The sequence below is a fragment of the Brevundimonas denitrificans genome (genome assembly GCF_030160755.1).
Classification (GTDB): Bacteria; Pseudomonadota; Alphaproteobacteria; order Caulobacterales; family Caulobacteraceae; genus Brevundimonas; species Brevundimonas denitrificans.
Genome location: NZ_BSOY01000002.1, coordinates 22,085 through 47,706 on the forward strand (window position 1 = coordinate 22,085; position 25,622 = coordinate 47,706).

The following is a 25,622-nucleotide window of genomic DNA, read 5'->3' on the forward strand; positions in this document are numbered from 1 at the left end:
AGAGTCAACGACGCGCCGTCGACCGGATGCGCTTTCCGGTTTCCCGGTCTAGGCTCCCTCCGACACGAGCCGGGAGGGACCGTATGACCGACAGCGCCGCCGCCGAGGAGCACACCGTCGATCGCAACGACCGGCTCGTCATCCTCGCCTCCTCGGTGGGGACGGTGATCGAATGGTATGATTTCTATCTGTACGGTTCGCTGGCGGCGATCATCACCGTCCAGTTCTTCTCCGGCGTCAACGAGACCACCGGCTACATCTTCGCCCTGATGGCCTTCGCCGCGGGCTTCGCGGTCCGGCCGTTCGGGGCCGTCTTCTTCGGCCGGCTGGGCGACCTGTGGGGGCGCAAGAACACCTTCCTGGTGACCATGCTGCTGATGGGACTGTCGACCTTCGTCGTCGGCCTGCTGCCGTCCTACGCCGCCATCGGCGTGGCCGCGCCGGCGATCCTGATCGCCATGCGGCTGGTCCAGGGCCTCGCGCTCGGCGGGGAGTACGGCGGGGCCGCGACCTACGTCGCCGAACATGCGCCACCCGGAAAGCGCGGCTTCTACACCTCCTTCATCCAGATCACCGCGACCGCCGGGCTGATGCTGAGTCTGCTGGTCATCCTGGGCGTGCGCACCGCGGTCGGCGAGGACGCCTTCAAGGACTGGGGCTGGCGCATTCCCTTCCTCGTCTCGATCCTGCTGCTCGGCGTGTCGCTATGGATCCGGCTCAAACTGGCCGAGAGCCCGGCCTTCGCCCGCATGAAGGCCGAGGGCAAGGGTTCGAGGACGCCGCTCAAGGACAGTTTCGCGAAATGGCCCAACCTCAAACTGGTGCTGCTGGCCCTGGTCGGCCTGACGGCGGGCCAGGCGGTGGTCTGGTACACCGGCCAGTTCTACGCCCTGTTCTTCCTCGAGAAGACGCTGAAGGTCGACGGCCCGCTGGCCAATATCCTGATCGCCGTGGCCCTGCTGCTGGCCACGCCCTTCTTCGTCTTCTGGGGCTGGCTGTCAGACAAGGTCGGCCGCAAGCCGATCATTCTCGTCGGCTGCCTGCTGGCCGCCCTGACCTATTTCCCGCTGTTCCACGCCCTGACCGGCGCGGCCAACCCACAACTGGCGGCGGCCACGGCCACCGCACCTGTAAGCGTGTACGCCGATCCCGCCGACTGCGCCCTGCAGTTCGACCCGATCGGCAAGACCGTGTTCGACAGTTCCTGCGATCTGGCCAAGTCCTGGCTGGCCAAGGCCGGGGTGACCTACGCCAACATCGCCGCCCCGGCGGGATCGACAGCCGAAGTCCGTATCGGCGATGTGGTCGTGACCAGTTTCGACGGCGCGGCGCTCTCCCGCCCCGACTTCGCCGCCCGCAAGACAGAATGGGAGGCCGGCCTCGGCGCCGCCCTGGCCGCCGCCGGCTATCCCGCCAGGGCTGACAGCGCCCTGGTCAACAAGCCGCTGGTCGTCGCCATCCTGTTCCTGCTCGTGATGTATGTGACCATGGTCTACGGCCCGATCGCGGCGGCCCTGGTCGAGATGTTCCCGACCAATATCCGCTACACCTCGATGTCCCTGCCCTATCACATCGGAAACGGCTGGTTCGGCGGCTTCCTGCCCACCACGGCCTTCGCCATGGTCGCGGCCACGGGCAATATCTACTACGGCCTGTGGTATCCGGTGGTGGTGGCCCTGGTCACCGTGGTAGTCGGCTTCCTGTTCATCCGCGACCGCAAGGACGTGGACATCCATGACTGAGGCGCCAGCAGAGGATCGGTCGCAGCGCGACTAACACGATCCCGGAAGTCCGGGCGCGCTGACGGCCTCTCCTGATTAAAGCAGGGCGGCGGCGCTGCGCTTTTCCTCGCGGCGCTCATCCGCCTCGACCTGGGCCTCGTCCATACTGCCAATGGCAGCCGCCGTTCGAGCGTCCTCGGCCGGACTGCGTCCCGGCCGCAGCACATAGGTGGCCAGCAACCCGACGACCAGAAGCAGCAGGACGCCGATGACGATCTGTACGAGCAACGGGTCCGCGCGTTTTATCTTGAAAGGGTCTCGCGCCATCAGCTGGCTCCAAATGCCCGGAACACGCCGGCCGGCGCTTCTATCAGAGAGATGGAGTGATGGCGATTCGTCTCTCCGTCGCCAGCACGCGGCCGGTCAGGGCGCCTGGCGCCGGCGAGCGAGCGTACACGGATTTCCCTGTCACCCCTCCAGACTACGATTTTGGATTTGCATCCACCGCCCGCGCGGTATGCATGCCGTCGGATGGCAGACACCCCGGCTTCCTTGGCGCCTCGCTGACCGAGTCTGCTTCGTCACAGATGAAGGACGTCTCCATGAGCGACCCGGACCTCTATCCCGTCCCCCCGGCATGGGCGCAGCGCGCGCGAATGACGAAGTCGGAATACGAAGCCGCCCGCATCGCCGCCCGCGAAACCCCCGACGTCTTCTGGGCCGGGCAGGCCCGCCGCCTCGACTGGATGACCGCGCCCACCTCGATCAAGGACGTGTCCTTCGACAAGGCCGATTTCCGCATCCGCTGGTTCGGCGACGGCGTGCTCAACGTCGCGTGGAACTGCCTCGACCGGCATCTGGCCGAACGCAGCGATGAGACGGCGATCATCTGGGAAGGGGATGAACCGACCCAGTCCGGCGGCCTGACCTATCGCGAGCTCCACGCCGAAGTCTGCCGCATGGCGAATGTCCTGAAGGGCCTCGGCGTGGTGAAGGGCGACCGCGTCACCCTCTATCTGCCGATGATCCCGGCGGCGGCCGTGGCCATGCTGGCCTGCGCCCGCATCGGCGCCGTCCACTCCGTCGTCTTCGGCGGCTTTTCGCCCGACAGCCTGGCGGGCCGGATCGAGGACTGCGGCTCGAAGATCGTGATCACCGCCGACGAAGGCCTGCGCGGCGGCAAGCGCGTGCCGCTCAAGGCCAATGTCGACGCCGCCCTGGAACGGCCGGGCGCCGGCGTCGTCGAGACGGTGCTGATCATCTCCCACACCAACGCCGACATCCCGATCACAGCCGGCCGCGACGTCCGTTACGGCGAGGCCAAACACGGCGTCAGCGCGGACTGCCCGTGCGAGCCGATGAACGCCGAGGATCCACTGTTCATCCTCTACACCTCGGGCTCGACGGGAAAGCCCAAGGGGGTGCTGCACACCACGGGCGGCTATCTGTTCTGGGCCGCCTGGACGCATGAGCTGGTGTTCGACTACCGCCCCGGCGAGGTGTTCTGGTGCACGGCCGACGTCGGCTGGGTCACCGGCCACAGCTATTGCGTCTATGGCCCGCTGGCGAATGGCGCGACGACCCTGATGTTCGAGGGCGTGCCCAACTATCCCGACTACAGCCGCTTCTGGCAGGTCATCGACAAGCACCAGGTCGAGATCTTCTACACCGCCCCCACGGCGCTGCGGGCCCTGATGCGCGAGGGCGACGGGCCGGTGAAGGCGACCAGCCGCAAGAGCCTGCGTCTGCTGGGCAGCGTCGGCGAGCCGATCAATCCCGAAGCCTGGCGCTGGTATCATGAGATCGTCGGCGAGGGCCGCTGTCCGATCGTCGACACCTGGTGGCAGACCGAGACCGGCGGGATTCTGGTGTCGCCCCTGCCCGGCGCCACGGACCTCAAACCGGGCTCGGCGACCAAACCCCTGCCCGGCGTCGAGCTGCAGCTGGTCGACGCCGACGGCGTGGTGCTGGAGGGCGCGGCCAGCGGCAACCTGTGCATCACTGACAGCTGGCCGGGCCAGATGCGCACCGTATGGGGCGACCACCAGCGCTTCTTCGACACCTATTTCAGCGCCTATCCGGGCAGATATTTCACCGGCGACGGCTGCCGCCGCGACGAGGACGGCTACTACTGGATCACCGGCCGGGTCGACGACGTCATCAACGTCTCCGGCCACCGCATGGGCACGGCCGAGGTCGAGAGCGCCCTGGTCCTGCACGGCGCCGTGGCCGAGGCGGCCGTGGTCGGCTTCCCCCACGACATCAAGGGCCAGGGCATCTACGCCTATGTCACCCTGAACGCCGGGGTCGAACCGCACGACGACCTGAAACGGGCCCTGGTGATCCACGTCCGCAAGGAGATCGGCCCGATCGCCGCCCCCGACGTGATCCACTGGGCGCCGGGCCTGCCCAAGACCCGTTCGGGCAAGATCATGCGGCGGATCCTGCGCAAGATCGCCGAGGGGGAGATCGATGCGCTGGGCGATACATCGACGCTGGCGGACCCGGGGGTGGTGGAGGAGTTGGTGAAGGGAGCCTCAAAGCCGCGCTGAGATCTCCGTGGCGCTGACGCGGATACGTCTTTCAACGGGCGAGCGACCCCTTGGGATGAAACGGCTTCGGCCAGGTGGCGGGATCAAGGCCGAACGCGCAGTAGAGGCCGTAAAGCAGCCGCTCGTACCCGAACCCGACGCACCCTGAAACGAGCCCCGGCCCCCCGGCGCCGGTGATCGAGAACGCGTTGACCAGACTGGCGGAATGATTGTTGAAGGAGGCGACCGATATCCAGCGTTCGTCGCCGGGGACGCGCAACCGGACTTCGCGCTTGAGTGCGAAGGCGGTCTGGAACAGGCGCTTACCGTCCGAAGACGATGCGAAAAACGGATCGTTCGCGGTCGTCGCGCGAAAGCCGACGTCCCATTCGCGCAAGAGATCCAGAAACCAGTCGAAATAGTAGTCGAGCTCGCGCGCCACATGTTCGGCGCTGCCGAAGAGCCGACCCTCTGACCCCCTCCGCCGGTAGGGGGCTCCGCCGCTCCTGCATCAACAGAGCGGATGGGCATACGAGAGCGCGGTCCCTCTTTGCGCCTCGCCGCGGCCGCCCGATTCCCATGTTGCGCGATTGTTCATACAGGGAAGGGCAGCGCACAACTTTTCCGCCGCCGACCCTACCTTTCTCCTGCAAAATCATCTAGGTGGCGCGGCGGGGAAGGAGACGGCGAACGATCAAGCCCGTCTCCGGGATTTCATTATCAAGAGTTGCAGCGCCAACATGGTCGAACAAACAGGCAAAAGCGTCCGCGTGGCGCTCATCGGTTGTGGCCGCTGGGGGCGCAACCTCGCGCGCGTCCTGGCGCGGCTCGGCGCCCTGGAGGTGATCGTGGATCCGGCCGTCGTGGCGCTCACGCCGTATGCCGAAGAGCTGGGCGTGCGTATAGTCAGTGATCTGGACGCCGCCTTCGCCGACGGGATCGACGCGGTGGTCATCGCCGCCCCGGCGGTGGATCACGCCTGGCTGGCGCGCCGGGCGCTGGAGTCCGGCAAGCCGGTGTTTGTCGAAAAGCCCCTGGCGCTTGAGCTGGAGGACGCGGAGGCGCTGGCTGTGCTGGCGAAGGAGCGCGGCCTGACGCTTATGGTCGGCCACCTGCTGCAGTATCACCCCGCCTTTGTGACGCTGAAGAAACTCGTCGCCGCCGGTGAGATCGGCGAACTGCGGCATATTACATCTCACCGGTTGAACCCGGGCGCGATCCGTACCGAGGAAAATGCGCTCTGGAGCATGGCGCCGCACGACTTCTCCATGATTCTCGGCCTGGCCGGTGCGGAACCGGATCAGGTTTCAGCCTTGCCCGTCCGGGTGGTGAACCCGTCGATTCCCGACCAGTATTTCGTTCAGCTTCGCTTTACCGGCGGCCTTACCGCCCAGGTCAACGTCTCCTGGATCTCGCCCTACAAGGAGCACAAGCTGACGGTGCTCGGAACCAAGGGCGCCCTGGTCTTCGAGGACACAGCGTCCGAGCGCGACCGCAAGCTTGTCATCTATCGGGACTATGTGGACGTGACGGGAGCCGGACCGCGCTTCGTGAAGAGCGAGGGCGAGCCGGTCGCCTGGCCTGCTGAAGAGCCGCTGGAGGCTGAATTGAGAACCTTCCTGGCGGCTGCGCGGGGCGAGGAAGAGACCCGTACGGGACCGGAGGAAGCCATTCCCGTCCTGCGACTGCTCCGTCGCGCCGACGCGGCGGCGATGGGCGGCTCATGAGTCATCAACTAAGCGAATTTCAGGGCCTCGCCGGACTGGACGTGCTGCGCGACGGGCCGTTTGTGCTCACCGGCAAGCTGTCCACGCTCCTTGACGGACTGTGCGTGCCTCTGCGCTCGGCGAAATATCTGGACGAGGTCAACGCCAACCCGCGGGTCGCCGCCGTCATCACCACGCGCGATATCGCCGCAGGCCTCGACCCCCGGTTTGCGGTGGCGATCGCCGAGAAGCCGGATACGGCTCACGCCGAACTGCACGCCCGCCTCGCGGAGAAGCGCGAGGCCGAACTGCGCGCCCGTCCCAACCGGATCGACCCCAGCGCCGTCATCGACCCTTCCGCCCGGATCGCTGACCATGGCGTGGAGATCGGCGCACGGGTGCGCATCGGCTCTCACGTGTCGATCGCCCCCGGCGTCGTCGTGGAAGATGATTGCGTGCTCCATCCCGGGGTCAGTCTGGGTGTTCCCGGCTTCAACACCGGAATCATTGGCGGGCGCCAGCGCATCATCCCCCAGCTCGGCGGTGTCCGGCTGCGGCCGTACGTCGAGTTGCTGGCGAACGTCTGCGTGGCCCGCGCGTTGTTTGGCGGCGAGACCACCCTTGGCGAGGAGACGGTGGTCGACAACCTGGTCTATATCGCCCACGACGTTCAGATCGGACGTCGGGTCCAGATCTGCGCCCTGGTCAATATTCTCGGCCGCGTCGAGATTGGGGACGAGGCCTATATCGGACCATCCTCGGTCATCATCAACGGGGCCCGCATCGGCGAAAAGGCCAAGGTCAGCATCGGCGCCGTCGTGACGCGCGATGTGCCCGCCGGCGCCACGGTCAGCGGCAATTTCGCCATCCCCCATGATCGGTTCCTGACCCATCTCCGCTCTGTTCGCTAATCCGGAATTTCCATGCAGTTCATCGACCTGAAGACCCAGTACGCCCTGCTCAAGCCAGAGATTGACGCGCGCATCCAGGGCGTCCTCGACGCGCAGGCGTTCATCCAGGGCCCGGAGGTCCGGGAGCTTGAGACCGCGCTGGGTGCGTTCAGCGGCGCGAAACGGGTTGTGACCTGCGCCAATGGCACAGACGCCCTGCAGCTCGCCCTGATGGCGTTGGGCATCGGCGCCGGCGACGCGGTCTTTGTTCCCAGCTTCACCTATACGGCGACGGCCGAGGTGATCCTGCTCCTGGGCGCCCGCCCTGTGTTCGTGGATTCGGACCCCGACACCTTCAACATCGACTTCGACAGCGCCGAAGCGGCCATCGAGCGGACGCAGAAGGAAGGCGTGCTGCGCCCCGCCGCCCTGATGACCGTCGATCTGTTCGGACTGCCCGTGGACTACGACCGCGCCCGGGACCTGGCCAACAGGCACGGCCTCGCCCTTATCTCCGACGCCGCGCAAGGGTTCGGCGCCAGCTTCAAGGGCCGTCGCGTCGGCTCGGGCATCGCCGACATCACCACCACGAGCTTTTTCCCCGCCAAGCCCCTGGGTTGCTACGGCGATGGCGGCGCGGTCTTCACCGACGATGACCGGATCGCCGACGTGATCCGCTCCATCTGCCTGCACGGCAAGGGCGCTGAGAAGTACGACGTGGTCCGCGTCGGGGTGAACAGCCGCCTCGACACGCTTCAGGCCGCCATTCTGCTGCCCAAGCTGGCGGCGTTCGGCGATGAACTCGAAAAGCGGCACGCGGTCGCACAGCGTTACACCGAGCGCCTGAAGGGTCACGTCGCCACGCCGCAGGCCGCCGAGGGCGACGATCGCTTCGCCTGGGCCCAGTACACCGTCAAGGTCGCCGACCGTGATGGTGTCCAGGCTCGCCTCAAGGCCGCGGGCGTCCCGTCCAACGTCTATTACCCCCGCCCGATGCACCTCCAGTCCGCCTACCTGGAATACGGCGCCGGAGAGGGCTCCCTGCCGGTCGCCGAGCAGTTGTCCCAGTTGGTCCTCAGCCTGCCCATGCACCCCTATCTGTCAGACGAGGAGGTCGATCAGGTGTCGTCCGCCCTCATCTCCGCCATAACCCCCAACGTTTGAGCATCAGCCGTGAACGAACATTCGACGTCGCAGTCCCCCGCACCGGCCGTAGCCAAATTCATGGACCTGGTGGAGCAGCGCAAGGCGCGCATCGGCATCCTCGGCCTGGGCTATGTGGGCATTCCCCTGGCGCTGCGCTTTCATGAGGTCGGCTATCCCGTCCTCGGCTTCGATATCGACGACCAGCGCATTGCGGACCTGAACGCCGGCGAGAGTCCGATCAAGCACATCCCCTCCAAAGACATTGCTGCGATGGCGGCAGGCGGCTTTGAGGCGACGTCCGACTTCTCGCGCATCGGCGAGGTCGAGGCCATCATCATCTGTGTCCCGACCCCGCTGAGCCGGCACCGCGAGCCGGACCTCTCCTACATTGTCGAGACCATGAAGGCGATCACGCCGCATCTGCGCGCGGGCCAGATGCTGTCGCTGGAAAGCACGACCTGGCCGGGCACCACCGAGGAAGTCCTGCGTCCCTTCATCGATGGACGAGGGTTCACGATCGGCGACGATTTCTTCCTCGTCTATTCGCCCGAGCGGGAAGACCCCGGCAACCCGAATTTCAGCACCCATTCCATCCCGAAAGTCGTCGGCGGCTCCACGGCCGCCTGCCGACAAGTCGGAGAACGCCTCTACAGCGTGGCTGTGGACAAGATTGTGCCGGTCTCCTCGACCCAGGCGGCCGAACTGACCAAGCTGCTCGAGAACATCCACCGCGCAGTCAACATCGGCCTGGTCAACGAGATGAAGATCATCGCTGACAAGATGGATATCGACATCTTCGAGGTGATCGACGCCGCCAAGACCAAGCCGTTCGGCTTCACCGCCTACTACCCGGGGCCGGGCCTCGGCGGGCACTGCATCCCGATCGACCCCTTCTACCTGACCTGGAAGGCCAAGGAATACGGCGTGTCGACCCACTTCATCGAGTTGGCCGGCGAGATCAACCGCGACATGCCTCAATGGGTGGTGGCGAAGATCGCCGACGCGCTGAATGATCGTCAGAAATCGCTGAAGGGGAGCCGCATCCTCGCTCTGGGGATCGCCTACAAGCGGGACGTCGATGATATGCGGGAATCGCCTTCCGTGCTGGTCATGGAGCTGCTGCGCGACCGCGGAGCGATTGTGGAATATTCTGATCCCAACGTGCCGATCTTTCCCAGGATGCGTGAGCACAAATTTGAACTCTCCTCCATAGATCCCACGCCGGAAGTGCTGGAATCCTATGATGCCGCCATACTTCTAACGGACCACTCGGACTTCGACTACGCCACAATTCTGAAGCATTCGAACCTTGTGGTCGATACGCGCGGAAAATACCGAGAAGAACATCCAAACGTCATCAAAGCGTGAAACTGGAGGATAACTGAATATGGGCGCTTTTCCCGAGTACGCGAAATTCATTTCCGAGATCGCGGAAGCGGGATACCGGTTCGCTACGATGTCTGCTGGTGCCCCCTCTCCGGAGACGACTATCTATTTGCGACATGATATCGATTTCGACACGGAGTACGCGCTCCGCATGGCCAAGATTGAAGCGCAAATGGGAGTGGCGGCAACATACTACTTCATGTTGTCCAGCGACTCCTATAACCCCCTGTCGTCCTACAACTCACACAGGATACGTGAAATTGCAGCCTTGGGACACAAGATAAGCCTACACTTCGATCCAGTGATCTATGACGACATGGAGCAGGGGTTGTTAAGAGAGGTTGCCGTCTTCCGGGACGCGTTTGGTGTACCGGTTGATATCATTAGTATACATCGACCGAACGAGGCCATCTTGTCTCATGAGGGCGAGATAGCGGGTATCGCTCACACCTATCAAAGTCGATATTCAAAAGATGTCTTCTATTGCTCCGACTCCCAAGGAAGATGGCGATTTGGCAGTCCGCTTGACAGCCAAGCGTTCGCGAACAGAACCACGATTCACCTCCTGACCCATCCGATCTGGTGGGTTCGAGGAGAGGCGGAATCCCAGGCGCAGCTCGACGGATATGTGAGTGATCGGATTGAAAGATTCCTCACTCACATCGAGGCCAACTGCAGATCATTCAGCAAGGCCCTCTCCGTTCACAACGTGGCCTATTGATGAGGCGGTATTTTCCGTCGACGAACGATGTGGTTGATCCAGGGTGTAAAACTCTGTCCTCTAGACTTGACCATAATTCGGCCCAGGCGCCGTTCGGGATTGAGATAGCGCGGCACCCGACCGGTTCCGGGTGCCAACGAGGATGCCAGAAATGAAGATCGACCAATATTATGGAAATGGACGATCAAACGGCGGTTTTTCACTATACGGTATCTTGTCTGTTGTCTTCGTATTTGTTCTTCTAATTCAGCTCTGTCGCTCCATGGCTATCGACACGTTCGGCCTGACTGGCACACGTCTTGATCTGGCCGGATTTGCAATTTGCCATGCCATCGGGGCCGCGCTGATCGCGCGTGCCGTTATAAGCAGGAGGTTAATGGCCGATGTACTCCTGCTTTGCGTGCTTTTGATATCCTATATCGCAACTGTCGTCGCGAACACGGCGATCGATACTTCCCTTCTAGCCATGTTTCTCTCCCGATACGGAATTCTGAACTGGCTGCTTCTTGGCGTCGGGACAGCCGCTGCCGCAAGTTACATTCACTTGCCCATAGCTTCTCCTCAGGCGCGACTACAAAAACGCTTGTTCTTATCAATCACCGTGATCGTCGGGATAATCCTAACGCTTTTTTCCGCGACCTACTTAAGTTATCCGGTATTTAGCCTGTCTTACCAATCTGTCGCTAATAATCTTATTCTGATATTGCTGATATTGATGATATTTACCCAAGTAATATGGGGAGGTAAAGTCCCCATTCCCGTCGTGGTTGGGCTGCTGGTCATAGGCACTTTGGCTGTCACGGCGGTTGCCCGGATGCAGTCGACATCAATTGTCGGGTTCTGGATGGTCGGTCTGCTCGTTTATTTTTGGGCGGCTTTGTCGAAATTGACATTAAAATACAAGATAATTGCCTTTGCATCTTTGTCTTTTGTTGCCATTATTTATCTTAAAAGCGACCTGTTCACGCAGACCCTCGAAAGTACCCGCTTTGCTGTTCTTCTTGGCGGTGGTGGACTTTCGTCGCTCGACGGACGGCTGGAGTTGATGAGCGACTTCGGCAGACAATTTGCCGTGGGGCCGGTCTTCGGTCACTTTTCCGCTGAGGTGATGGCCGGTTCAGGGATAGGAAATTACCCGCACAGCCTGCTGTCGTTCCTCACGCACACGGGGTTGGTGGGCACGGCCCTTTTGTGCGTCGTGCTGTTCCTGTCCTACTCGCGCAGGTTTCCGGTGCGCCGTCTGAGCCAGCCCGACGTTCAGCAGTTGATGTTCATGAGCGCCATCTTGGCCCTCGGAACAGCGTACACATTCATGACCTGGTCGGTTTTCTGGTTCATGTTGGGATTCATGTGCAAGATGCCCATACCCAAGGCGGCGGGAGAGGCCAGATGATCGTCATCGTCGACTACGGGATCGGGAATCTCGGCTCCATCAAGAACATGTTGCGCAAGATCGGCGCGCCGGCGACGATCAGTTCAGACCCCGACGCGATAAGGTCTGCGGCCAAGCTGATCCTGCCGGGCGTCGGCGCCTTCGACACAGGCGCGCGGCAACTCCGGGAGTCAGGGCTTGTCGATCTCTTACAGGAGCGCGCACTGGAGGATCGCGTACCAGTCTTGGGCATTTGCCTAGGCGCCCAGTTAATGACGAGATCCAGCGAAGAGGGAGTGGAATCGGGCCTTGGCTGGTTCGAGGCGGAAACGTGCAGGATGACGTTCAATGATATTCCCGGAAAATGGCCACTGCCCAATATGGGCTGGCGGGAGGTGCAGTGCCGGGAAGGCTATCCTCTGATGCAGGGCTACGAAGCCTCGCCGCGATTCTATTTCGTTCACTCCTATTACATGAAGCCTGACAAGCCCGAGTTGGCCTCGGTGACATCGACCTATGGCTTCGACTTCGCCTGCGGGTTGAGCCGGGATAACCTTCACTGCGTTCAGTTTCATCCCGAGAAAAGCCATAGCTTCGGGATGCGCTTCCTCAGGAATTTCTCGGAGCTTCCTGCCTAATGCGCTCCCGCATCATACCGGTTCTGCTTCTTAAGAACGCTGGCCTCTACAAGACCCGCAAGTTCCGCGACGACGTGTACATCGGCGATCCAATCAACGCGGTCCGCATCTTCAATGAGAAGGAAGTCGATGAACTGGCCTTCCTCAGCATCGAGGCGGCGCGGTCTGGTGGCGATCCCGACCTCGAGACTCTCAAGAACATCGCAGGCGAGTGTTTCATGCCCCTTGCTTATGGCGGCGGGATCAAGTCGAGCGAGATGGTTCGGGAAATCCTGGCGATCGGGATCGAGAAGATCATCATCAACTCGGCGGGCTGGACCGACCCTGCCCTCATTCCCCACCTCACCGAACATTTCGGCAGTTCCACCATTGTCGGCTCCATCGACGTCAAGCGTAGCTGGACCGGCCGGGAACAGGTCATGATCCATGGCGGGCAGGAAAAGGTCGCGAGTTCGCCTGAAGACTGGGCGCGTGAGCTTGAACGCCGTGGAGTCGGCGAAATCATGATCAACGCCATCGACCGCGACGGGGAAATGATCGGGTATGACCTCGATCTCGTGCGCCGTATAGCCGCCGCCGTATCCGTTCCCGTGATCGCCGCGGGAGGGGCGTCCTCCATAGACGACCTGAAGTCTGCGGTCATCGACGCCGGCGCATCCGCCGCCGCCGCCGGAGCGCTGTTCGTGTTCCAGGGCAAGCACCGCGCTGTGCTTATTACCTACCCATCGTCGGCCGAACGTGACGGATTCTGACGGGTACCCATGACCTTCGTCCGAAATCTGCTGTCGGCCTTCAACCTTGGGCATGCCTCATTTGTCGGCAGTTCGGCATTGGTTCAACTCCTTCCGCTCCTGAGCGCTCCGATCATAGCAAGGCTCTATACGCCAGCGGAATTCGGCATTTATGCCGTGTTTTTTGCGCTCTCGTCCATCCTGGCGGGAATCTCGGCCTTAGCGCTGACGAACGCTGCCCTGCTGGAAGTCGAGGAAGTAGATGCTGCCCACGCCACGCTGCTCGCGATGACTGTCACCATCATCTTCTGTGCGGTGCTCATCGGCTTGGTATTTGGCGTTCCGCACGTGGCGATGGCGGCGATGTTCGGCGAGGCGGTCCTCCCCTACCTGCCTTGGCTGCCGCTGACCGCGCTGCTCTCGGGCATCTTCACCTGTCTCTACACTTGGGCGATCCGGTCCAAGCAGTTCCACCTACTGGCGCGAAACAGGATTGTGCTGGGGGTATCGACCGCGGGACTCCAGATCGGCATTGGCGTCATGAATCCCGGCGCCATTGGTTTCATCCTCGCCAACCTCTGCGGATACGGACTCGCCGTGATGCTGCTCGTGGCTCCATTCCTTGGGGACCTGAAGCGGTTAAGACCGGAATTTGGCCTCCGCTCAGGTTTGTACCGCTTCAAAAAGCACCGGACCCTGCCGCTCTGGACCGTGCCGGCCAATCTGGTGAATAGCGTCTGCGGATTTCTGCCCGAACTGATCATCGGGCGGCTGTTCGGGGTCGCGCAACTCGGTCAGTTTTCACTGGCCAGTCGAATGGTGAACTTCCCCCTCACCTTCATCGCCACCAGCGCTCAGGACATATTCCGTCAACAAGCGGCTCAAGAGTTCAACGAACACGGTCATTGCCGTCAAACATTCAATCGGTTCTTCCTTTTGATGGGGGTAGCGGCGGTCGCGTTTCTGGTTCCGATCATTCTGATCGTTCCCTATGTGTTTCCGATCATATTTGGCAGCCAATGGAACCAGTCAGGCGCGTTGATACAGGCCATCGGGTTATTGCTGATCGTCAGATTTGTTTCTTCGCCGCTGAGCTATGTCTGGATCATCCGCGGCCATCAGAAACTCGATTTCCTTTGGCAGACAGGCCTGATGGCGATCAGTCTGACAACGTTCCTGGTTCCGCCTTTGCTCAAACCCGGCGTTTCGTTATACGAAGTGCTGTGGGCCTACAGCATTGGCGTCGGGGCGTGGTACGTCTTCTGTCTGCTGGTGTCTCGCCAATTCGCCTACAGTCAAATCGACGCCTCCCGCGTCACAGCCCCGGGTTGACAGCGCCCCTCGTCGCCTGATTTTCCGAACCGCATGAAGTCAATCCATGAGCCATTTCAATAATCCGTTTACGGACATTCTGCACCAGCACCCCTATCGGGAGTGCCACCGATGCCTGATGGACACGTCAGATCCGAAGATCACCTTCGACGATGAGGGCGTGTGCAACCATTGCCGGGATTACGACGTCTATATGGCGCGGGCAGGAGATCCCTCCCAGCGACAGGCCAAGCTGGATGCAATGGTCGCTCACCTGAAGCGACAGGGCAAAGGCAAACCTTACGACTGCATCATGGGCCTCTCGGGCGGCGTGGACAGCTCTTATCTCGCCTGGCTGGCTGTCAAGAAGCTGGGTCTTCGGCCACTCGTCGTGCACGTGGACGCCGGCTGGAACTCCGAACTCGCAGTCAACAATATTCAGAACATCGTCCAGCGGCTCGGGCTCGACCTGCATACGCTTGTGATCGACTGGGAGGAAATCCGGGACCTGCAGCGGGCCTTCTTCCTATCCGGCATCGCGAACCTTGATGTGCCCCAAGACCATGCCTACATCGCGTCGCTAATGCAGGAAGCGCGGAAGTACGGTATTCGCGACATCCTGAACGGCGGCAATATGCAGACCGAGTCCATTTTGCCGAGCGCATGGGGCTACGACGCGTCGGACCCCGTTTCTATCAAAGGAATACACGCGCGTTTCGGGACCGTGCGGTTGAAGCGCTATCCGATGCAGACGAACTGGGACCGTCTAGTCGTGAATCCGTTCATTCGGCGCATGCGCACCCATCGCCCGCTGGAGTACATCGACTACAACAAGGACGCGGCTAAGGAACTGCTGAAGAGTGAACTGGGCTGGCGCGACTACGGCGGCAAGCACTACGAGTCCATATTCACCAAGTTCTTTCAGGCTCACTATCTTCCGACCAAGTTCGGCTACGATAAGAGATTGGCTCACCTGTCGAGCTTGATCGTGTCCGGACAGATGACCAAGCAGGAGGCGCGAGCAGAAATGCAGAACCCCCTGTACGACCCGGTCGAGCTCGAGGAGGACCGGAGTTATTGGGTCAAGAAGCTTGGCTTGAGCAGGAAGGACTACGACAAGGTGATGGCGGAACGGCCGTCCCTGTACACCGATTTTCCGAATAGCGAGAGCCTGTACAACCGTATTCGCGCTGTTGCGCGCCTGGTGGCCAAGGCGTACCGAAAAATCAAGCCTCGCTCATGACCGGAACCCAGGAGAATGCGGTCAAGGGACGGCTGAACCTGCATGTTTTCTTGTCGAGCGTCGAGAGCGAGACCCGACTCTTCAAAGAGGCCCGCTACACCTTGGAGCAAGGCATCTTCGACCGCGTTGTGGTGGTCGGATTGTGGGCCAAGGACCTGAAGCGCAGCGAGGTAACCAGCTACGGCCTTGAAATCGAACGCCTGACCGTTCTGATCAGACGGTACGGTGACGCCGAAATTCTGCGTCGACTCCCTATCCTTCGCAAGGTGGTTGCGGCGATAAGCATGCTGCAGTTCTATTCCCTTGCTGTTCGTCGCGCCCGGCAGCTCAGACCAAGCCATGTGAGCTGCCACAACCTCATGCTGCTTCCCCTTGCCTGGACGGCCGCCCGACTGAGTGGAAGCCGCCTGGTCTACGTGCCACATGAGTTGGAGGCACGCCGGGCGGGGCTGGGAACCGTGATGCAAAAGCTGCACGGGATGATGGAACGCGCCTTCATTAAGGCCGCCAGCCAAGTCGTGGTCGTCTGTGAGCCGATCGCGGAATGGTATCGTGACCGATATGGCCTCGCCAATGTCCACGTCGTTCGGAATGTGCCTGAACGGGACGCGCTCGAATTAAGAAAAGTATCATCTGGCGATTTTCGGCATCGTTTCAATATTTCTGACGACGCGACTGTATTCATCTACCAAGGTCTTTTTGGAAGGGCTCGAGGTACTGACCGGCTGTTGGAGATATTCTCCGGACTGGAGCCGGAACTGTGTCATCTCGTTCTGATGGGCTATGGGGAAGGAACGGACCAGTTGGAAGTCGATGAGTTCGTCAGCCGCCATTCGAATATTCATCATCAACCGGCCGTGCCCCGGGAGTGGATCATCTCTTACACCAGTGGAGCAGATATCGGTCTTATAGTCGTCGACAATGCCCCCCTAAGTTATCGGCACTCACTTCCAAACAAGTTTTTCGAATATGTGCATGCCGGCCTGCCAGTACTCGTCAGCGACAACCTCCAACATTTGTCAGAGATTCTCGAAGCAGGAGGCATCGGGTGGTCGGTTCCCTATGACGAGATCAGGTCCAAGATCCTCGAGCTCACGCGAACACGCCACACTGTTTACCGGGAGCGGGCCAGAGAGTTCGCCTCGAACGCCGTGTGGGAAGCGGATGCACGGGTATATGAAACCGTCTATCGATCCTGATGGACGAGAGCGATTAGCGGCCCGCACTTCGCGGACCGAGGTCAACCAACAGAGTGGAACGGAAGCAGATGGTCCTCGACCAACCGGGTGAACGGGGTGATGTGTACCCGAAGCGGAACCTCCGCACGTGCGCCCTGACGCTCTATGACGAAACAATTCCCGGCCTTACGTTTGACGAGGAAGGCGTATGCGACCTAGCCCGGAACTCCCTGTGGCGCCTTGAGAACGAGGTCTTCCGCGGCGACGAGGGACGGCGGCGACTGGAAGTCTGGGCGGACAAGATCAAAGCCACTGGCCGGGGCCGTGACTACGATTGCATTATCGGTCTCTCAGGTGGCGTGGACAGCAGCATCGTGGCAGCGCGCGTCATCGAACTGGGCCTGCGCCCTCTCGCCATTCACCTGGACAACGGCTGGAATACCGATACAGCGGTCGGCAACATCGAGCGGATCGTGAAGACCCTGAAAATCGACCTGATCACTCACGTTGTGGACTGGGAAGAGATGAGGGACCTGCAGCGCGCCTACATCAAGGCATCGGTTCTCGATCTCGAATGCGTGAGCGATCACGCTATCAATACCATCATATACCGGACCGCGCACAAGCGTGGAATTAAGTACGTTATACACGGTGGCAATGTCGCAACCGAGTCCACTATGCCAAATACTTGGGCGTACGACAAAAGAGATGGGAAGAATCTTCTCGCTATACATAATAAATACGGAAATGTTCGATTGCGGACCTATCCGTACATGCACCCACACCAGCTGTTTTGGTACCTGTTCATATCTGGTATAAAATCCTTTCCGATACTGAACTATATGTCATACAGTAAGGCGGATGCCATCGAGGAACTAAAAGAGCGGTTTGATTGGCGCCCATATCCGCGAAAACATGGCGAGAACCGGTTCACACGATTTTATCAAGAACTATATTTACCACAGAAGTTTTCCATAGATAAACGGATAGCTCATTACTCCGCTTTGATGCTTACCGGGGAAATGCCGCGCGAGACTGCAAACGACTTGATGCGTCAGCCGCTCTACACCCCGGAGGACGAACTGGAAGAGCTGGAGTTCGTGGCCAAGAAGCTTGGATTTTCCGTTGAAGAGCTTTCAACCCTCATGAGGGCGCCCCCACGCAATCATACAGATTTTCCGAATGCCGCAATGCTGTTTGATCACAATCGTTTCTCAGTCCAATTGGCTCGCAAATTGGCGAAGGGAGAGTTTCGCTGGTCACAGTTGCGGGAACTGAGAGCCAGATACCCTCAGCTATGAAAACGCACGTTCATCTATACTTTGCAGCGTGGCGTGGCGAATCCCGCGCATGGCGCGCCGGAACCACTGCGATCCAGGCCGGGCACGCCGACAACGTTCTCTATGTGGGCCACAAGGCAGTCGGGCATCCCGACAGGGAAGAGATTGCACCCAATCAGACCATTTTGAGAATCGGCACGGAGCCGCCGCGGCCTGGAAGCCCGCGCTTGCTGCGTGCCCTGGCGCTGCCGAGGTGGTGGCGGGCATGCCAACGCGATCTGGCCCCCAAGGACGTTTCTCTGGTCGTCGCCCACAGCCTCGCATCTCTCCCCATCGCCGTGTTGCTTTCGCGACATTGGCGGACTCCACTTCTGTATGACGCTCATGAACTTGAGACTCAACGAGAAGGTTGGAGTCGACCCATTCGTTTAATAGCTCAAGTAATGGAATGGCTTTTCATTCGATTCGCAGATCACACTGTTGTCGTCAATGACTCGATTAAAGACTGGTATAAAAGTCGATATCCTTTTGCTCGAATTACGACATTAAGGAATACGCCATCGACAGACCGCAGGCTCGCCCCTCCAGGACAGATGCGACGTGATCTGGGCTTGGGTGAAGACGATCTAATATTCCTCTACTTGGGACGATTCGGGCCAGGTCGAGGGATCGACCTCATGATAGAAGCATTCAAAAAACTCCCTACAAATAAGCACGCTGTCTTTCTTGGCGACGGTCCGTGGGAAGAATGGATGAAAGAAGAAGCCGGGAAACACGCCAACATCCACGTCTTGAAGCCCGTGTCGCCCGAAATTGTGGCGTCATATTCGTCTTCCGCTGACGTTGGTGTGTCAATCGCCAACGGGAAGTCCCTGAGCTACCATTACGGCTTGGGAAACAAGATTTTCGAGTATTCTTTAGCCGGCCTGGCGCTAATCGTCTCCGATATCCCCGAACAGCGGATTTATGTCGAGAATCACGCGAGAGGCTGGACTATTCCTGCATGCGCTCTCGAACTTGAAACGCTGGTCAGAAGTCTTACTCGTGAGTCGATCATGGCACGGCCTGAAAGGAAGCGATTTCCTCCCAGTTGGGAAACTGAGCGCCAGGTGTTGCTTTCGATCTTTCTTGAGTTGTCTAACAGCCCCCCATCAAGGGTTGACCAGACGCTTTAGCGCCGCCCTGAGAGCACGAAAGTCCTCGATGGGTTCGGCCGGAGAGCCCATGACCGTCATCTGGTCGCGAACGTCCTTGGTCACCACGGCGCCCAGTCCTACGGTGGCGCGTTCGCCGATCTTCACCTGATTCATCACCGTCGCCGATGGCGCCAGCCAGCTGTAGTCCGCGATGGAAACGCTGCCTCCGACCATGGCTTGGGCAATGATCGCGCAGTGACGGCCGACGGTTACGTTGTGGGCAATATGGACCTGATTGTCGATGCGCGCGAACGCCCGAATGATCGTATCATCCAAGGTGCCTCGGTCGATGCTCGTATTGGATCCAATTTCGACATCATCCTCAATGAGCACGCCGCCGAGATGAGGAAATTTCTCAAGCATACCGGCTGCGTTCCGCTCATAACCGAAACCATCCGCACCGACGACGGTGCCGGAGTTGATAATGACCCGACGCCCAAGAACAACATCACGCACCAGAGTGACATTGGCATGAAGCACACAATTTTCCCCGACTTGGCAATTTGGTCCAACAAAGCAGTGAGCCCCAACCGACACGTCGGCGCCTATCTTGGCTGTACTGTCGACGACAGCAGTCGGATGAATTCCAGGCGGCGGCGCTTCGTTCTTGAAAAACGCCTCCACGGATCGAAGAAAGGCTAGTCTCGGATTCTCAGCGACGATGATTGTGAAATCCCCCTGCCCGAGATGTTCCGCGTGTTCGAAGGAGCAAATCAGGATAGTTCCCTCACGCTTTTCGGTCGGCAGAACGGCGTCGATTCCCTCAAGATTCGGCTTGATGAACAGGAGGCGTCCGGGCGCGGCGGCCTTAACACCGGCGACCCGCGTCACCAGGCGGTCCGGGTCCCCAACGATCTCCGAGACCAACACGCCCAATTCACGAGCTATCGTTCCGGCTGTGATGCTCATCGTGCGATCTCTCTTTCGTGTTGCGGACTGCAGCTCTGCTGCCAAAGCAGATTGGCGTGAGATTTGTGACTGGCGATTTCATCGCTTTCCGAACCATTGATGATTCGGCGCTCTTGAAAGGAAATCCCCGCTTGGGAGCATGAGCGGAAAGGGTTGCAGTGTTCAAGCATTTTGAAAGAGACGAAAGTATTTCCGGAGCCCCCGCTGCCCAGCCCGCTGGACAGCCGAATGACTTGCTGCTCATCGCTATCCGGAAGTTCAGGATGGTAGCGGCGCCAAACATGGCTTTCTCCAAAGCTGGACTGTTAACGCCGGACGACTAATCGAAATCACCGGGCGATAACCCCATGATGAGGGCCTGTCCGCGCAGCGTGTGCGGAAGCCCTTGGGCCGGGCCGGACTCGAACTGGCCTGCCTCGTCTCATGGCCGATGTGCCGCCGCGATTTCGACGTGCGCGGCAAACGCGCGGTACACCTCTTCCGACTGAAATTCTCGCTGGAACAGTTGTCTGGCACGAACCCGACGCATCGCCTGCGCCTTCGAATCTGCCTCGACGTCCGCTAGGGCGTTGATGAAGTCCTCGTCGGTCTCGTATATCCAACCGCAATCCGCCTCGCGGATGTGGCGTCCAACTTCGCCGTCGAGGTGGGACACCACCGGCAGGCCGCTGTTGAGGTAGGCCCCAAACTTGTTGGGGCAGACGCTCAGGAAGTCCGGTGCGCTCGGATAGGGTATGATCCCAACCTGAGCCCGCTCAAGAAGCGCGCCTACCTCGAATTGATTGACCCAGCCATACAGCTCCACGGAGTCGCTGCTCATTGCGCGAAGGTCAGGCTCCAGCTCTCCTCCGCCACATATCACAAGCTTCCAGCGTTCTCGAAGGCTTGCCGATTCATTGAAAAGCTTGGCAATCCTGAGCAGGTCGCGACACGCGCGGCGCGTAAGCGCACCGGCATAACAGGCCACGAGACGCCCGTCCCTCAATCCAACCCCTTTGGCCTCCCAGAACGCCGCTGCCATATTGGTCTGATCTGACGTCGGTTCTGGGGCGTGGAAGGCCAGCGGGAACACAGCGTCCAAAGGTCCGGCTTGCCTCCCTGAGAATGACAGGGCGTAGTCGACCAGGCCTTGCGAAACGCCGACAATTCCGGTGGCGTTAGAAGCCGCGTGGCGCAACTGCTGATAAAACGGACCAAAGACCAGCGGGGCCAAAAACCTGGCCGGACCTGGAATTGATGCCGCGAATATTTCCGGCCACATATCCCTGATATCGACCAGGACCGGTATCCCCCATAGCTTTCCCAACCCCGTTGCGGCCTCGGCGAGATCCAGCGTCGGCAAACAACACACGATGACATCCGGGCGCGGCGCGTTCAGCGCCGCATTCAGGAAACTGCGGGCCTCCTCGCGATGGTTCAAAACCCGATCCAGAGAAATGTTTTTCCGGTAAGGCCTCCCGGTAAGGTAGCGGAAACTGACGCCTTCGACGAAATCCGGCAAAAGCGTCCTGTCCAGATGGACTTTCCGGGCATGACTAAAGCTGGATGTCCAACAGGTAACTGAGTGGCCTCTCTGGGCCAACATTAGGGCGAGAGAAGAAGAGCGCCCCAACTTGACAGACGAGTCAATAGGCACCATCTCGCCCGTCGTTGTGACCCAAACTCGCAGATCATTTTTCTTGTGAAGCATTCTATGTAGGCATCCGCGACACGTTTCATTAAACAGGACTTGGAGAAGGCGGATAGCCCATCCGGTCGTCCTCATACCAGCTATATCTGATATGTGGACGCCGCCATTCGTCATGGGTGACGCGAATCTGGGACGGCGGGGTGGAGAAGAACAAATTCTGCCGGGCCAAGGGTGTCCCCAGGGTAGAAAAAATGTCCAAGATGGAGGCGACTGCTTTGTCGCCTGACGCTTGGCCTATTGTTTCAACAGCCTGTTAGAGACAAGAGGCGTCCGGCCAGCCGGGCGGACTGGGTATGGAGGGACGCCGCGCTATCGTGCGCCGGCGCAGGCAAAAGGAGTAGTCGTGACCGAAACCTTGGGAATCGCGGGAAGCGGCGTGATCGCCACTGGTCTGGCGGCATGCGCAGCCCGTACCGGTGGGCATGTGCTGTGGGCCCGGTCCGAAGACTCTGCCGATCGGGCTCGCGTGGTGATCGCCAAGGTGTGCGAACGCTTGGGCGATAGCCATGTCGCGGCGAATGTCCAGGTCACCACCGACCTTGCCGAGATGTCACATGCGTCGTTCCTTGTGGAGGCCATCGCCGAAGATCTTGCACTGAAAAGCGAAATTCTTGGAAGGCTTGGAAAACTGGCGAGAACCGACGCCGTGATCACCTCGACGACCTCTTCGCTGTGTATCGAGTCTCTTGCCGCGGCATCGGGGCGGCCCGAATGCTTCTCCGGCTTGCACGTCTTTAACCCCGTGCCCAAAATGCGCTTGGTCGAGGTCGCTTTCCCAGCCAAGGCCACTACCGACACCCGTCGACGCGTTCACGAGCTTTGTATTGCGTTAGACAAGGAGGCTGTCGAGACGCCCGCCGTTCCGGGATTCGTCGTAAACGGACTGCTATTTCCTTTTCTCTTTAACGCGGTGGAGTATTTGGACCGCACCGGCTTGGCTCCGGAGACGATCGACGCCTGCATGCAGTTGGGAGCAGGGCATCCCATGGGTCCGATCACCCTGCTGGATTACATAGGACTGGATGTCTGTGTCGCCATCGGCGATGCTTTGGGGCTGGAAGTGCCGCACCGCCTCAGATCCTTAGTGGTTGAGGGCGCGACGGGAAAGAAGGCGCGCCGGGGTCTCTATCCTGCCGCTCACTATTCGACCTGAAAGTATGCACCGCACCGGCTTGAGGCAGAAGCCGCTGGAGAACGCATACGACGTTGACCTGCTCCTCTTGGTCCCGCGGTCATAATGGGAGGCCACAGGTTGCACAGCTGCTCCTGGGCCTCGGTGGGAGCGGCCGGGCGGCGCAGCCATAAACGTCGCGCAGCCGGCCAGCCGCTTGGTTCAGCCGCACGGTCTCCGGCGCGAGGCCGCCGTGGGCGGAGTGCGGTCGGACGCGGTGTGGTCGTGCCGCAACCGGCCAACGACGGCCCAGGCTTCCGCCAAGGTCGTAAACTCCTCCTCGTTCAAGCCCTCGTCGCGGAGCTTGCCGTTGAAGTATTCGACGAAGCCGTTTGGGCTCGCGAGGGTCGCTGTATCGCCAGCCGACGCCGGTCCGGTTGGCCCATACCAGCTGGGTTCTCGACGTTATCTCTGAGCCGTTGTCGCTAACGACCAGGGCCGGCTCGCCTTGCCGAGCGATCAGCGCATCCAGCTCTCGCGCCATGCGCCGACCACTGATGGGGGTGTCGACGGGCGCAGCGCGGCGTCCCCGCGACCAGCGGGCCCGCTCAGTTTTTTTCCCAAGAGATACTTCAACGGCCGCAGATCCAGCAGCGACTCCGCCCGCAGTATTTTTAGCCGTCGGCTCTCGTCCTCCGGCGTCTTCAGCGTCTGGGCGTCCGAGACTCTCATCCCGCTGTTTTGGTCTTCCAGCGATGGAGGTCTCGTCGCTGTTCTCGTGCCGCCGGAGATCTCCGCCGTCGCCAGCAGCGTCCTAGTCCCGCAGAATGCCTGTGATCCGCGCCTCGCTGAACCTGCTCTTCTTGATGTCCGTTTTCTTGTGTTCGAGTGACGCTCACTCAAACCGAGGGATCAGAAAGGCAGCAGGTCAACGTCTCGGAACGGCAGAAGATTTGCAGGGTCACATCCGGGAGGAAGCTCATGTCCAAGGCTGGGGCTGATGAGTCGGAACACTTCCGGTTCAATCCAGCCGAGTCACTATGGACTCTGCGCCTAGGCGCCCAGCAGCTCTCGTGTCCGGCGCGCGATAGCCGGGGCGTCCAGTTCGTAAACCTTGCGCAGGTAGCGCTGATCACCGACGACGGTGGGATAGATGTCGTCCAGACCAATCCGGAGAAAGCGTTTGGGCGCTACGCCGGCGCTCATGCAGGCTTCCGCGATCGCGCCGCCGAGCCCGCCGATGATGGTGTGCTCCTCCACCACCACGACCGCCCTCGCCGCCCCGGCGGCCGCGACCAGTGCGGGATCGAGCGGCTTCACGGTCGCAACCGCATGAACCGCCGCCGAAATTCCATTTTCGGCCAGCAGGTCTGCGGCCCGTACCGCTTCCTCGACAATCCCGCCCGTCGCGATGAGGCATACATCATCGCCATCGCGAACCTTGCGCGACTGGCCGAGGGTCACCGATGTCTCGGGCAGTCCCGCCGCGCTCTTGTCCAGCCGCAGATAGGTCGGACCGCGGCGGGCCGACACCTGCCGGGTCAGCTCCGCCGCCTCCCAGGGATCGCTGGGAGCCACAACGATCATATTGGGCAGCGCCCGCATGATCGCCAGATCCTCGGTTGCGAAGTGAGACATGCCCAGCTGACCATAGGAAAATCCGCCGCCGACCGACACGATCTTCACGTCCGCGTCGTGGTAGCAGACGTCGTTGCGGATCTGCTCGAGGCACCGCAGGGTCGGGAAATTGCCGATGGAGTAGGTGTAGACCTGGAAGCCTTCCAGGGCCATGCCGCACGCGATCGCGGTCATGTTCTGTTCGGCCACGCCCGCGTTGATGTAACGGTTGGGGAAGCGCGCGGCGAAGTCCTGCAGAACCCCGAAGCCCAGATCGCCCGTCACCAGAACGATACGCTCGTCAACGGCCGCCAGCTCGGTCAGGGCCCGGATGAAAGCGTCACGCATCGTTATGGCTCCGGTCGGTCGTCAGGGCGATTTCGATAGCATCCAGTTCCGCCATCGCGGCCTCGAACTCGTCGCCCTGCGCGGTTCGATAGTGCCAGAGGACGGTGTCCTCCATGAAGGAGACGCCCTTGCCCTTGGTCGTGTGGGCGATGATCATGCTGGGTCGCCCAACCTCAAGGGGCAGGCGCCCGAACAGGGCTGTCATGGCGGCGTGGTCGTGGCCATCGACCTCGCTTACCGCCCAGTTCATTGCCCGCAACTTGTCCGCCAGCGGTTCGAGGGCCAGGGTCTCCGCCACGGACGCCAGGCTCTGAATCTTGTTGTAGTCGATGATGGCGACCAGGTTGTCGAGCTTGTGGTGGGCGGCGAACAGGAAGGCCTCCCAGTTCGACCCCTCGTCACACTCTCCATCGCTCAGGACGCAGACGACGCGATGATCGGCGCCTTTCATCTTGCCCGCCAACGCCATGCCCGTTGCGACGCCCAGGCCGTGGCCGAGCGATCCGGTCGAGAACTCCACCCCCGGGACGCCCTTGTGGGAGACGTGGCCCGAAAGGATTGAGCCGTTCCCGTAGTAGGTGTCCAGCACCTCTTCGGAGAAGAAGCCGCGCTCCATCAGGGCGGCGTAAAGGCAGGACCCCGCATGGCCCTTGCTCAGGATGAACCGGTCCCGCTGATCCCACTCCGGACGGGCCGGATCCACATTCAGCGCCCCGCCGTAAAGAACCGCGATGATATCGGCCATCGAGAAGGCGGACCCGACATGTGAGCTCTTCGCCCGGCTGGTCATGCGCAGCGCATGTTTTCTCAGCCGGATAGCCAACGCCCGCGTATCGTTGTGTTGGTATAGCGTCATCTACACAGACCTTGGCTCTTTGCAGGGTTCCTGCCGGTGAG

The 25,622-nt window shown here is 60.8% G+C and carries 22 protein-coding genes and 1 pseudogene; 16 read left to right on the forward strand and 7 right to left on the reverse strand.

Annotated elements, in window-relative coordinates:
- The first annotated feature begins 83 nt into the window (after nucleotides 1–83).
- Nucleotides 84–1,742, forward strand: coding sequence for an MFS transporter (locus QQJ79_RS00860; RefSeq protein ID WP_284220117.1), 1,659 nt, complete (start codon nucleotides 84–86; stop codon nucleotides 1,740–1,742).
- 75 nt (nucleotides 1,743–1,817) lie between these two features.
- Here the strand turns inward: QQJ79_RS00860 and QQJ79_RS00865 are convergent, their stop codons facing one another.
- Nucleotides 1,818–2,009: a hypothetical protein gene (locus QQJ79_RS00865; RefSeq protein ID WP_284220119.1), complete on the reverse strand. Its 192-nt coding sequence runs from the start codon at nucleotides 2,007–2,009 to the stop codon at nucleotides 1,818–1,820.
- Between the two features lie 314 nt (nucleotides 2,010–2,323).
- Between QQJ79_RS00865 and acs the strand changes: the two genes are divergently transcribed.
- Nucleotides 2,324–4,273: an acetate--CoA ligase gene (acs, locus tag QQJ79_RS00870; protein ID WP_284220121.1), complete on the forward strand. Its 1,950-nt coding sequence runs from the start codon at nucleotides 2,324–2,326 to the stop codon at nucleotides 4,271–4,273.
- 31 nt (nucleotides 4,274–4,304) lie between these two features.
- Here acs and QQJ79_RS00875 read toward each other — a convergent pair whose 3' ends face one another.
- Complete coding sequence (locus QQJ79_RS00875; protein ID WP_284220123.1) at nucleotides 4,305–4,694, reverse strand: class-II aminoacyl-tRNA synthetase family protein; 390 nt, start codon at nucleotides 4,692–4,694, stop codon at nucleotides 4,305–4,307.
- A gap of 148 nt (nucleotides 4,695–4,842) precedes the next feature.
- On the opposite strand from QQJ79_RS00875, the gene QQJ79_RS00880 reads away from it, so the two are divergent.
- From QQJ79_RS00880 to QQJ79_RS00940, 13 genes are all read left to right on the forward strand, one after another.
- Nucleotides 4,843–5,979: a Gfo/Idh/MocA family protein gene (locus QQJ79_RS00880; protein WP_284220125.1), complete on the forward strand. Its 1,137-nt coding sequence runs from the start codon at nucleotides 4,843–4,845 to the stop codon at nucleotides 5,977–5,979.
- 41 nt (nucleotides 5,980–6,020) lie between these two features.
- The gene (locus QQJ79_RS00885; protein ID WP_284220127.1) at nucleotides 6,021–6,869 is read left to right on the forward strand and encodes a UDP-3-O-(3-hydroxymyristoyl)glucosamine N-acyltransferase; all 849 of its coding nucleotides are present in this window, start codon (nucleotides 6,021–6,023) and stop codon (nucleotides 6,867–6,869) included.
- A gap of 12 nt (nucleotides 6,870–6,881) precedes the next feature.
- A complete protein-coding gene (locus QQJ79_RS00890; protein WP_431307557.1) occupies nucleotides 6,882–8,012 on the forward strand; it encodes a DegT/DnrJ/EryC1/StrS family aminotransferase in 1,131 nt (376 codons plus the stop codon).
- A gap of 9 nt (nucleotides 8,013–8,021) precedes the next feature.
- A complete protein-coding gene (locus tag QQJ79_RS00895) occupies nucleotides 8,022–9,362 on the forward strand; it encodes a nucleotide sugar dehydrogenase (RefSeq protein WP_284220129.1) in 1,341 nt (446 codons plus the stop codon).
- 19 nt (nucleotides 9,363–9,381) lie between these two features.
- Nucleotides 9,382–10,101, forward strand: a complete 720-nt coding sequence (locus tag QQJ79_RS00900) for a polysaccharide deacetylase family protein (RefSeq protein WP_284220130.1) — start codon at nucleotides 9,382–9,384, stop codon at nucleotides 10,099–10,101.
- 151 nt (nucleotides 10,102–10,252) lie between these two features.
- Entirely contained in the window at nucleotides 10,253–11,494 is a 1,242-nt protein-coding gene (locus QQJ79_RS00905) for a hypothetical protein (protein ID WP_284220131.1), read from the forward strand.
- Nucleotides 11,491–12,111, forward strand: a complete 621-nt coding sequence (gene hisH / locus QQJ79_RS00910) for an imidazole glycerol phosphate synthase subunit HisH (protein WP_284220132.1) — start codon at nucleotides 11,491–11,493, stop codon at nucleotides 12,109–12,111. The genes QQJ79_RS00905 and hisH overlap by 4 nt, the downstream gene beginning before the upstream one ends.
- Entirely contained in the window at nucleotides 12,111–12,863 is a 753-nt protein-coding gene (locus QQJ79_RS00915; protein WP_284220133.1) for an AglZ/HisF2 family acetamidino modification protein, read from the forward strand. Before hisH ends, QQJ79_RS00915 begins: the two co-directional genes overlap by 1 nt.
- A gap of 9 nt (nucleotides 12,864–12,872) precedes the next feature.
- Nucleotides 12,873–14,174: a lipopolysaccharide biosynthesis protein gene (locus QQJ79_RS00920; RefSeq protein WP_284220135.1), complete on the forward strand. Its 1,302-nt coding sequence runs from the start codon at nucleotides 12,873–12,875 to the stop codon at nucleotides 14,172–14,174.
- 46 nt (nucleotides 14,175–14,220) lie between these two features.
- Complete coding sequence (locus tag QQJ79_RS00925; protein ID WP_284220137.1) at nucleotides 14,221–15,396, forward strand: N-acetyl sugar amidotransferase; 1,176 nt, start codon at nucleotides 14,221–14,223, stop codon at nucleotides 15,394–15,396.
- On the forward strand, nucleotides 15,393–16,595 hold the full coding sequence (locus tag QQJ79_RS00930) for a glycosyltransferase (RefSeq protein ID WP_284220138.1): 1,203 nt from the start codon (nucleotides 15,393–15,395) through the stop codon (nucleotides 16,593–16,595). Before QQJ79_RS00925 ends, QQJ79_RS00930 begins: the two co-directional genes overlap by 4 nt.
- A gap of 68 nt (nucleotides 16,596–16,663) precedes the next feature.
- Nucleotides 16,664–17,875, forward strand: coding sequence for an N-acetyl sugar amidotransferase (locus QQJ79_RS00935; RefSeq protein WP_284220140.1), 1,212 nt, complete (start codon nucleotides 16,664–16,666; stop codon nucleotides 17,873–17,875).
- Entirely contained in the window at nucleotides 17,872–19,029 is a 1,158-nt protein-coding gene (locus QQJ79_RS00940; protein ID WP_284220142.1) for a glycosyltransferase, read from the forward strand. The genes QQJ79_RS00935 and QQJ79_RS00940 overlap by 4 nt, the downstream gene beginning before the upstream one ends.
- On the opposite strand, the gene QQJ79_RS00945 is transcribed toward QQJ79_RS00940, so the two are convergent.
- Both QQJ79_RS00945 and QQJ79_RS00950 read right to left on the reverse strand, forming a co-directional pair.
- Nucleotides 19,006–19,959, reverse strand: coding sequence for a UDP-3-O-(3-hydroxymyristoyl)glucosamine N-acyltransferase (locus QQJ79_RS00945; RefSeq protein ID WP_284220144.1), 954 nt, complete (start codon nucleotides 19,957–19,959; stop codon nucleotides 19,006–19,008). The two genes, QQJ79_RS00940 and QQJ79_RS00945, sit on opposite strands and share 24 nt — an antisense overlap.
- 421 nt (nucleotides 19,960–20,380) lie before the next feature.
- Nucleotides 20,381–21,460: a glycosyltransferase gene (locus QQJ79_RS00950; protein WP_431307558.1), complete on the reverse strand. Its 1,080-nt coding sequence runs from the start codon at nucleotides 21,458–21,460 to the stop codon at nucleotides 20,381–20,383.
- A 532-nt stretch (nucleotides 21,461–21,992) separates the two neighbouring features.
- Between QQJ79_RS00950 and QQJ79_RS00955 the strand changes: the two genes are divergently transcribed.
- Nucleotides 21,993–22,802, forward strand: a complete 810-nt coding sequence (locus QQJ79_RS00955) for a 3-hydroxyacyl-CoA dehydrogenase family protein (RefSeq protein ID WP_284220146.1) — start codon at nucleotides 21,993–21,995, stop codon at nucleotides 22,800–22,802.
- Nucleotides 22,803–22,982: 180 nt separating this feature from the next.
- On the opposite strand, the pseudogene QQJ79_RS16045 reads toward QQJ79_RS00955, so the two are convergent.
- From QQJ79_RS16045 to QQJ79_RS00965, 3 genes and pseudogenes are all read right to left on the reverse strand, one after another.
- Nucleotides 22,983–23,141, reverse strand: a pseudogene (locus tag QQJ79_RS16045) (integrase core domain-containing protein); the annotation flags it as partial.
- Between the two features lie 672 nt (nucleotides 23,142–23,813).
- Entirely contained in the window at nucleotides 23,814–24,725 is a 912-nt protein-coding gene (locus QQJ79_RS00960) for a transketolase family protein (RefSeq protein WP_284220148.1), read from the reverse strand.
- Nucleotides 24,718–25,581, reverse strand: a complete 864-nt coding sequence (locus QQJ79_RS00965; protein WP_284220149.1) for a transketolase — start codon at nucleotides 25,579–25,581, stop codon at nucleotides 24,718–24,720. Before QQJ79_RS00965 ends, QQJ79_RS00960 begins: the two co-directional genes overlap by 8 nt.
- Nucleotides 25,582–25,622: the final 41 nt, after the last annotated feature.